The 9,438-nt window shown below is 65.8% G+C and carries 6 protein-coding genes; 1 reads left to right on the top strand and 5 read right to left on the bottom strand.

What is annotated here, in order from left to right; translation table 11 throughout:
• Positions 1-213: 213 nt before the first annotated feature.
• The 5 genes from IT371_21785 to IT371_21765 are packed head-to-tail and all read right to left on the bottom strand — an operon-like array spanning position 214 to position 8,444.
• The gene (locus IT371_21785; protein ID MCC6750311.1) at positions 214-3,240 is read right to left on the bottom strand and encodes a type I restriction endonuclease subunit R; all 3,027 of its coding nucleotides are present in this window, start codon (positions 3,238-3,240) and stop codon (positions 214-216) included.
• Complete coding sequence (locus IT371_21780; GenBank protein ID MCC6750310.1) at positions 3,240-3,764, bottom strand: DUF4411 family protein; 525 nt, start codon at positions 3,762-3,764, stop codon at positions 3,240-3,242. Before IT371_21780 ends, IT371_21785 begins: the two co-directional genes overlap by 1 nt.
• The gene (locus IT371_21775; GenBank protein ID MCC6750309.1) at positions 3,764-4,912 is read right to left on the bottom strand and encodes an ImmA/IrrE family metallo-endopeptidase; all 1,149 of its coding nucleotides are present in this window, start codon (positions 4,910-4,912) and stop codon (positions 3,764-3,766) included. Before IT371_21775 ends, IT371_21780 begins: the two co-directional genes overlap by 1 nt.
• Positions 4,909-6,195, bottom strand: coding sequence for a restriction endonuclease subunit S (locus IT371_21770; GenBank protein ID MCC6750308.1), 1,287 nt, complete (start codon positions 6,193-6,195; stop codon positions 4,909-4,911). Before IT371_21770 ends, IT371_21775 begins: the two co-directional genes overlap by 4 nt.
• On the bottom strand, positions 6,192-8,444 hold the full coding sequence (locus tag IT371_21765) for an SAM-dependent DNA methyltransferase (protein MCC6750307.1): 2,253 nt from the start codon (positions 8,442-8,444) through the stop codon (positions 6,192-6,194). Before IT371_21765 ends, IT371_21770 begins: the two co-directional genes overlap by 4 nt.
• Positions 8,445-8,632: 188 nt before the next feature.
• Between IT371_21765 and IT371_21760 the strand changes: the two genes are divergently transcribed.
• On the top strand, positions 8,633-9,427 hold the full coding sequence (locus tag IT371_21760; GenBank protein MCC6750306.1) for a hypothetical protein: 795 nt from the start codon (positions 8,633-8,635) through the stop codon (positions 9,425-9,427).
• Positions 9,428-9,438 lie beyond the last annotated feature (11 nt).

Raw genomic sequence — 9,438 nt, 5'->3', positions numbered from 1 at the left:
CGCCACCCCGCGCTCCACCTCCGTCACCAGCTTCTGCCAGAACGCCTGCGACCGTCGTGTGCTCGTCATCCCGCGAGTCTGGTCTGCCGCCTTGTCCTCGTCGAGAGGTCCGAATCCGGACGGTTACACCGCAACTACTCCATGACCGACCTGGGCTGGCAGATCTACGAGCGCATGCAGCAGGACCTGCAGTAGCTGCGCCGTAAACGGGGCTCAGTGCCCCACCTCCGCGGGCTCCTTCACCCTGAGCTCGTCGTAGATCCGCTTCACAAGCAGCCTGAAGGCCACCTCCTGGAACTGCGGGTCGTTCAGGTAGCGGGTCACGATCTCCTCGTTCTGATCCATGCGGTCGATCATCAGGCCCTCGACCTTGGCCTTCATGGCGAGGGCAAAGTTGTCGAGAGGATTGGCTCTGGCGCGCTGTACGACCTCGGTGTCGAGCTTGGCCGCCGCGACGAACTGGTCGAAGAGGATCTGGTCGGCCTGGTTGAACTCCGTGCCGAAGCGTTCGTTCAGCACCTCGATGATCTCCGAGAGCTGCACCGCGTCGTCCCCGCCCTTGCCGGTTCCGACCTCGGTCGGGCCATAGACGGTGCCCGGCTCGCGAGCCTTGAGGGCGATGGCGCCCTCGCTGATCTTGTCGAGGCGGTAGTACTTGAGCGCCACGTCGCCGTCGAGCTTGAGCGGGGCCTTCTTCGGGTCGTGCGGGAGCTTGGTCTCGAGGAACCGCGAAAAGGTGTAGAGCTTCTCGAGGTCCGGATCTGAGAAGGGCATGATCTGCGAGAGAAACGCGTACAGCCGCACGAACGCGCCGAGCGCGCTGGCGAACGCCTCACGCGCCTCGTCGGTCTGCGCCTTGTAGCGATCGACCGCCGGGTTGAGGTGGCGGTTCATCTCGGCCTGGTCGTGGACGGTCTGCCTCTCGCGCGGCGAGAAGAACACCTTGCAGAAGGCCTCGAGCTCGGACCGCCAAAAGATCTGGGTCGCCTCGAGCTGGTGGGCGAGGTCGTAGAGCTGCTGCGGGTCCGCGGTCTCGGCGACCGTGGTCTGCTCGTAGTAGGGCTGGAAGCTGCACCGAATCTCCTCGGTGTCGTTGACGAAGTCGAGGATGAAGGTGTCTTCCTTGCCCGGGCAGGTGCGGTTCAAGCGCGAGAGCGTCTGCACGGCCTGCACCCCGGACAGCCGCTTGTCGACGTACATGGTGTGCAGGAGCGGCTGGTCGAAGCCCGTCTGGTACTTGTTAGCGACGAGGAGCACCTGATAGTCGGCGCTGTCGAAGGCCGCCGGCAGGCCGGCCTCGGAGAGGTGCTTTCCGTCCTTGCCGACGTTCATCCCCGGCTCGGTGAACTCGAGATCGGTCTTGGGGTCGCGCACCGTGCCCGAGAAGGCGACCAGCACCCCGACGTCCTGGTAGCCCTTCTCCTCGAGGTACCGCTCGAACGACTGCTTGTAACGCACGGCGTGCAGACGCGAGCTCGTGACCACCATCGCCTTGGCGTGGCCGCCGATCTTGTGCCGCACCTTGGCGCGGAAGTGCTCGACCATCACCTCGGTCTTTTGGGCGATGTTGTGCGGGTGCAGACTCATGAACCGCGCGAGCTGGCGCGTGGCTTCCTTCTTGGGCACGCGCGGATCGTCCTCGGTGGCCTTCACGAGGCGGTAGTACGTCTTGTAGGTCGTGTAGCTCTTGAGCACATCGAGGATGAAGCCCTCCTCGATGGCCTGGCGCATCGAGTAGAGGTGAAAGGCGCGCGGCTTGCCAGCCTCGTCGCGCACCCCGAACACCTCCAGGGTCTTCGCCTTGGGCGTGGCGGTGAAGGCGAAGAACGAGAGGTTCTTCTGCCGGCCGCGCGACGCCATCACGGCCTTGAGAACACGATCCTGGTCGTCCTCGGCGTCCGCCTGGCTGTCCTCCAGCTCGGCCTGGTCCAGCGAACCGGCAGCGAGGACCTGCTTCATCTGTCGCGCCGCTTCGCCCGTCTGCGAGCTGTGCGCCTCGTCGACGATAGCCGCGTACGTGCGCCCCGGGAGCTTGGCGATCTTTTCGGTGACGAAGGGGAACTTCTGCAGGGTCGTAATGATGATCGGCGTCCCGGCCGCGAGCGCCTCGGCAAGCTGGTCGGAGTGCTCGTCGATCTTCGCAACGACGCCCTGCTTGTGCTCGAACTGGTAGATGGTCTCCTGGAGCTGTTTGTCGAGGACCCGCCGGTCGGTGATGACCACGACGGAATCGAAGACCTTCTTGTCGGCCGCGTCGTGCAGGCTGGCGAGGCGGTGGGCGAGCCAGGCGATGCTGTTCGACTTGCCCGAGCCGGCGGAGTGCTGGATCAGGTAGCTCGTCCCCGGGCCGTCGATGCGGGCCGCTGCCTCGAGCCTGCGCACCGAGTCGAGCTGGTGGTAACGGGGGAAGATGACCCTCTCGTCCTCGGTCTTCTTGCCGGAGCGGACCTTCTCCTCGCGCCCGAGATGCAGGAAGCGGCCCACGAGGTCGAGAAAAGAATCCCGCTGCCAGACCTCCTCCCAGAGGTAGGCTGTACGGTAGCCGCTCGCGTGCTCGGGGTTGCCGGCGCCCCCCCGGTCGCCCCGGTTGAACGGCAGGAACGACGTACCTTCCCCCGCGAGCCGGGTCGTCATGTAGACCAGGTCCGGGTCGACCGCGAAGTGGACCAGCGCCCGCTTCTTGAGCTGGAAGAGCCGGTGTCGCGGGTTACGGCCGCGGTACTGAGCGATCGCGTCGTGGACGGTCTGCCCGGTGAGCGGGTTTTTCAGCTCGGCCGTGGCGACGGCCAGCCCGTTGAGCGACAGCAGGAGATCGATCGACTGGTCTTCGTCGCGGTCCTCGGCCTTGGCGAAGTGGACCTGGCGGGTCACGACGAGGCGGTTCTGGCCGTACTGGGCCAGGATCTCCGGGTTGAGCCCGTGCGCGGGCCGGAAGTAGGCGCAGTCGATCCGCTTGCCGTAGAACTTGAATCCGTGGCGCAGCACGTCGAGAGTGCCGCGGCTGTCGAGCGACTTCACGAGGGCCTCGAGCACAGCCGCCTCCAGCCCCGCGCCGTGTTGCTTCTTCAGCTCGGCCCAGAGGTCGGCCTGCGTGGCTTCGACGAACGCGAAGAAGCCCCCGCTCGAGACCGCCCGCTCTCGGTCGAAGCCGGTCGCCTCGCCCCTCGTCCAACCACCTTCCGCGACGAGGCTGTGCTCGATCGCGTCCTCGAAGGCACGCTCGGTGTGCTTACCGGGCATCAGCTCGTCCCCCCCCAATCGAACTGGACCGAGAGCGCCCTGAGCATCTGGAAGGTATCCAGGTAGGCCACTCCGAACTGCTCACACACGTCGGGAAGCTTGATCTCTCGCTGAGCGTTCGGTCTCGGCTGCTCGTTCGTCACGACGATCGCCTCGTGGACCATGGCAAAGGCCACGAGCCACCCATCGGCGCCAGTGGCGAACTTCGCCTTTGCCGCGTCGAAGAAGCGGGGTGCCTTCTGGGCCCAGAGCATGATCTCCCTGTACCGCGCCACCACCGCTGCCTCGTCTACGCTGCGAAAGAAGCCCTGTGGCACCTCGTCCTTGGCCCACGTCACGAGGCCTTCGTCTTCTGGACCCACGAGAAGCTCACCCTTGACTCTGTCGATGCTGCAGAGGCGACCTTCGCGGTTGCGACGCACGAGGCTCTTCCAGAAGCCCGGGCAGAGATCGAACGCGTAGTAGCGGTTCTTGGCGGTGATGAAGACGTCGGAGTCGACGACGAAGAGCTTCGCGTCCGGCATCAGAGACGGACTCCGAGTCGAGACGCGTACTCCCGAAAGGCTCCGCCGCGCAGCCCGACGAGGTCGTAGGCTTCCTTGAAGCCCACCCGTCCTTCGGCCGCCGCGCGCATGACGTGCGCCGCGAGCAACTCGCCGACGCGGGTGTTCTGGTTGTTGTAGAAGTCCCCTCCACCCGCTCGCGGCTTTCGGCGGTGCTCCTGTTTGATATATGCGTCGTAGAAGGCGAAGAAGGTGGTGCGGGCGATCAGCCGCAGATCCAGCGCGCGCCGCGCCACGACGATGGGGCTCACTTTGAAGGTTCGGGCGAGGGCCTCGAAGGCCGCTTTGCTCCGGCGCACCTCGGGCCATTCCGCCTCCAGAGTGCGTGCAGGCACGAGGAACTCGGCGGCGGCCTGGTTGCACCACTCCTCTACGTCGGTGCCCCGTGGGAAGAGCCCTTCGAACCCGGAGAGTCCCGGCGCGCCGAGCCAGAGGTGGGCCAGCTCATGGGCTAGCGTGAACATCTGAGCGGATTTTGCATCCGCCCCGTTCACGAAGATGAGGGGCGCGTAGGGATCGTTCAGCGCGAAACCGCGGAACTCCGCGACATCGAGCGGGCGGTGGGTGTTGTTGCCGACCACGCCGTTGATCACCGCCATGACCCCCAGCGCCTCGATCCGGCGGCGCAGGTCGCTCACCGCCTGCTGCCAGGTGGCAACGGAGCTGGCCCATCCATCCTCGATCCCAACCACGCGCCGCATCTCGGCCCCGACGGACTCGGGGGGGTCCGAAAGCCTCGCGCTTCCCACGAAGGCGAGAGTCTCCGCTTCGTCTTCAATGAGGTACTCGCGGAGCCAGCCCTGACGCTGCTGCATCGCGTAGATCGTGTCGAGGAGCTCTGGGCTCGGACGCTGGCGCTGTGGGGCGGAAACCGTGCGGAAGTCCGGGATGGGGAGGCGCTCCACCGGCGGCTCGGGCAAGAACAGGTATCCGGCCGGCGTGTGCGTGGCCTTCGCCAGGCTCTCGAGCTGCTTGAGCGTCGGCTTGACCTCGCCACGCGTCCAGGCTTCGAGGTGCGGGAAGCGGCCGGTGAGAGCGGCAACGTCAAGCCCAGAGCGCTCGCATGCCCAACGCAGGAGCTCCGGCTTCACGTCGACGCGCACGGTCATGCTGCGGCCTCCGTCGAGAGATCGAGCTTTCCGGTCACGGCGGCGGTGATCAGGGCTTGGCGATATTCGCGAAGGCGATCGACTTGTCGTTCCATCAGTTCGATACTCTTGTCGAACGTCGCTAGTCTTGCATTCAGCGCGGAAACAATCGTGACCTGCTCGATCGGCGGTGGCACTACGACTGGCGCATTCTGCAAGATTGGAACGCTGATGTTCGCCTGTGCGCTGCCCCAACTCTCACGGCTGAAGTAATTGCGACCGAGCTCTGAATTCAACTGGAATGAGAAGAACTCAGGGGAATGCTCTCGCCGGAGAGTGGTTATTAGCATGGTGAAACATTGGCAGCGAGGCAAAGACAGCGGCACGACGGCAGTCACACCGGCATTGCCCGTCCTTACCGTCAGCAGGTCGCCCGGGTAGATGTACTTTGAACCGAGTTCATTTGCGAAGCCTTCTTCGATAAAGAGAATGTCGTCGAGGGAAATGCGATTCGGGCGGACGTTCGTCGACCGCACGATCGGAATCCCCGCGTCCGCGTAGGCATGAGTCGCCGCCTGAGCAATACCAACAACGACCCGAGAAGAGATCTGCTTCAGTCGCCGGCATTCCCAATGAACCGGCACATGGCCAACCCATGCACTCCCCGAGTCCTTCATCGGCACGGTCGGGTCGAGCCCCTTGGTTACCGCCTGAGTGATCAGCGCCTGTCGCTTCTCGGCGAGCAGCGCGACGAGCTTATCCTTCTTGGCAATGAGGGTATCTATCGCGGCGGTCTTGCGGTCGAGGAAGTCAGCGATTCGGCGTTGCGTACTCACCGGAGGTGCGGGGACAAGTACGTTCCCAATGGCAAGCTGGCTCAACCCGAAGCGGGTGACTCCGTTTGCCTGCACGTAGAACTGCTCGCGGACTCCATCGGCTTGGAGGGCACGATGCAAGAAGCGACCATCCATCCGCATTCGATGGGGTCTCGCCACGGCGAGGTGGTAGCCGCAAACCAGGTCGGGGGCTGTCGAGGTCACAACCGCCGGAACGGCAATATCCGTCGGCGTCTCGGAGTCCTTGGTAACAACCACGTCGTCCACTTCAAGATGAAATCGCCGGAGTTCAGCACGAGTCGCTGTGGCCTCCATAAATGGCATGTCGGCGGCGATTCGCTCGTTCTTGTAGACATCCGTGTAGTTGCATAGGCGAACAGGGTCTTCGTCTGGTTCCGAGAGCTTGTCCACGTTGCTGAAACGAATATCAGCCACATGTTTCAGACGCTGAAGGTTGCCGTTGCTCACCCCAGCACCTCCGCGAGCAACCCTTGAATCTCGACTTCAAGCTGCCTGATCTCACCCTCGATCTCTTCGAGCGGACGGAGCGGCTTGTACGTGTAGAAGTGCCGGCTCACCGGGATCTCGTAGCCGACCCGCACCTTGCTCTCATCCACGACCACGGCCTTGCCGCCGCGGACCTCCACGCCGGCGATCCAGGCGTCGGGCACGTGCGGCTTCACCTCGCGCTCGAAGTAGGCAACGAGGTCTTCCTTGAGCGGGACGTTCTCGACGTCGCGCAGGTCGCCGTCGGGCTCGGGCCGGCCCTTGGCATCGGTGCAGACCTCGGCGCTCTCGTCGCGCTCGGATAGCGCCGCGAGGATGGCCTTTCTCACCGGCGCGGCGACGGCAATCCCGGCGCGCGCGAGCACGCCGTCCAGCTCCTCCTCGAAGCGCTCGCGCTGCGTGTAGACGCGGCTCAGGTCGAGCCGACCCAGGGCTGCGAGGAGCCGTTGCTGCAACTCGCGGCCCTCCTCGATCTCCTGCTCGCCCGCGACACCCTTCTTCTTCGTCGAGGCGAGCGCCGCGAACGCCTTCTGCTCGCGCAGCCTCTCGAGCCTTTCGGGCGAGGCCTGGAAGCCCAGCCGCAAGGGCCGCTCGATCACGATGCGGCGGAAGCCGAAGTCCTCGTTGTCGAAGATCTTCGAGATCGCGCTCTCGCGGAACTCTCCGAAGGTCCGCACGATGCGCGCGAGGTGCTCGGGCCCGAGCTCGTTGCGCTTGTTGCCCAGCGACTTGCGCATCTTCTGAAAGAGCTCGACCGCGTTGATGAGCTGGACCTTGCCCCGGCGCCGCTTGGGCTTGCGGTTCGTGAGCACCCAGACGTAGGTGGAGATGCCCGTGTTGTAGAAGAGCTGGTCGGGCAGCGCGATGATCGCCTCGAGCCAGTCGTTTTCGAGGATCCAGCGGCGAATCTCGCTCTCGCCCGAGCCCGCGTCGCCGGTGAAGAGCGGCGAGCCGTTGAAGACGATGGCGAGGCGGCTGCCGCCCTCGTGGCCGCCCTCGTGCCCGGACTCGCCCGCCGCGCCCCGTGGGGACGCCTTGCCGTCCACCGGCTTCATCTTGGAGATCATGTGCTGCAGGAAGAGCAGCGCGCCGTCGTTGATGCGCGGCAGTCCCGCCCCGAAGCGGCCGGCGTGACCTTGCCTGGCGTGCTCGTCCTCGACCACCTTCTGCACATTCTTCCAGTCCACGCCGAAGGGCGGGTTGCTGAGCAGGTAGTCGAAACGCCGGCCGGCGTGCCCGTCCTCGGAGAACGAGTTCCCGCGCACGATGTTCTCGGGGTTCTGCCCCTTGATGATCATGTCCGACTTGCAGATGGCGTAGGACTCGGGGTTCAGCTCCTCGCCGAAGACCTCGAGGCGGGCGTTCGGGTTCAGCTCGCGCAGGTACTCCTCGGCCACCGACAGCATGCCGCCCGTGCCGCAGGCCGGATCGAAGAGCGTGCGCACGATGCCGGGCTTGCGAAGCGCGTCGTCGTCCTCGATGAACAGGAGGTCGACCATGAGGCGGATGACCTCGCGCGGGGTGTAGTGGTCCCCGGCCTCCTCGTTCTTCTTCTCGTTGAAGCGCCGGATCAGCTCCTCGAAGACGCTGCCCATGACGTGGTTCGGGACCGCGTCGGGGTGGAGGTTCACCTCGGCGAAGAGGCCGATCACCTGGTAGAGCAGATTCGCCTCGTCGAGTCGGGAGACCTGCTCGTCGAGCTTGAACTGTTCGATGATGTCGCGCGCGCTCGGCGAGAATCCCTTGAGGTACGCGCGCAGGTTCTGCGCGATGTGGTTCGGATCGCCCTTGAGCGTCGCGAAGTCGAGCCGGGACGTGTTGAAGAACGGCACGCCGGTGACCTTGCGGAGGGCCACATCGACCGCCGGGTCCGAGGACTTCATGCCCTTGCCCTTCAGGGCCTCGAGGCGCGCCAGCACCTTCTCCTTGGTCGGCGCGAGCACGCAGTCGAGCCGCCTGACCACGAGCAGCGGCAGGATGACCTTGTCGTACTCGTTGGGCTTGTAGGCGCCGCGCATGCGCTCGGCGTTCTGCCAGAGGAAGTCGGCGACCTCGCGGAAGCTCGCGAAGGTGCGACCGCCGTTCCCGGTGCTCACCGCGGCGGCCGGCTCTGTCCGTGCTCGACTCACTGCTTGGCCTCCGAATCCCCCGGAAGATGCTGGCCTGGGCCGCCCCGAAGCTGATGCGCGGCATCTTCGTCTGAAACCCATCGTCCGAGCAACGGTCGCCGTGGGCGATTGTCCCCTTGGGCGCTCCGGCGACGCTCCCTTTCCGATTACCGAGCAGAGAGTGCGACGCCTCCCGTCACGCCCGGCCCGCCGCTCAGGGCCAAGCACGTGCAATCACAGCGCCGGTGCTTGGCCTCCCGGGTGCAATGCAGCCTAGCCAGGAGGACCCCATGACCCGATGGCTGGCTCCGGTCGCGCTGCTGACTCTCGTTTCGTCCGCCGCCCTGGCGCGGGGCGGCGCCCCCGGCCCCGAGCGGCAGGAGCTCTCGGACGGCGTGGCGCGGTCGGTCTATTGGGACAGGACCCCCACCACCGTCGAGTATCGCCGGCGCGTCGGTGGGCTCGGCGCCCTCTTCGGCCGAGGCACGCTCGTCACGGGGTTCCTGCAGGACGACCCGCGGATGTTCTACCTCGACCCCTCCCAGAGCACGCCGTCCACCCAGCTTCGCACCCGCTTCACCTCGCAGGCCTACGGGCACACCACCGGCTCCTCGTGGGACAACCTGGCGGCGCACGCCGTTCGCGTCGTCACCTTCAACCTGGAGCCCGCCGGGTTCAAAAAAGAGGCGACGCCGCGGTGGCAGGCCATCCGGCGCCGGGCAGCCGAGCTCGTCAAGCAGAGCCCCGAGGAGCTGGTGCTCGCCGCCGGGTGGATCCAGCGCGGCGCGGACCAGATCTTCAAGGGCGAGCTGAGCGTGATGAACTTCCGCACCATCTTCTGCGAGAAGGTGGAGACGGAGCTGGTGCGCAAGGACGGGCAGCTCGTCTTCCGCGCGCGTCCCTACTACCAGTCCAAGTCGTGGTTCGGCGACGTGGCCGCGCAGGTCGGCTGGGGCCCCTGGGTCACCATCGCGACCTACAAGCCGGGACGCGCCGCGAAGGAGGTCTTCCTGCCGGCCGCGCTCGAGCGCATGTTCGCCGAGCTGCACCCCAAGCTCGCCGAAGGGCTTCCGGCCGCGAAGTAGGGCCTAGAGCG

It is taken from the genome of Deltaproteobacteria bacterium (genome assembly GCA_020848905.1).
Classification (GTDB): Bacteria; Myxococcota_A; Polyangia.
This window is presented reverse-complemented; position numbering and strand designations above follow the sequence as displayed.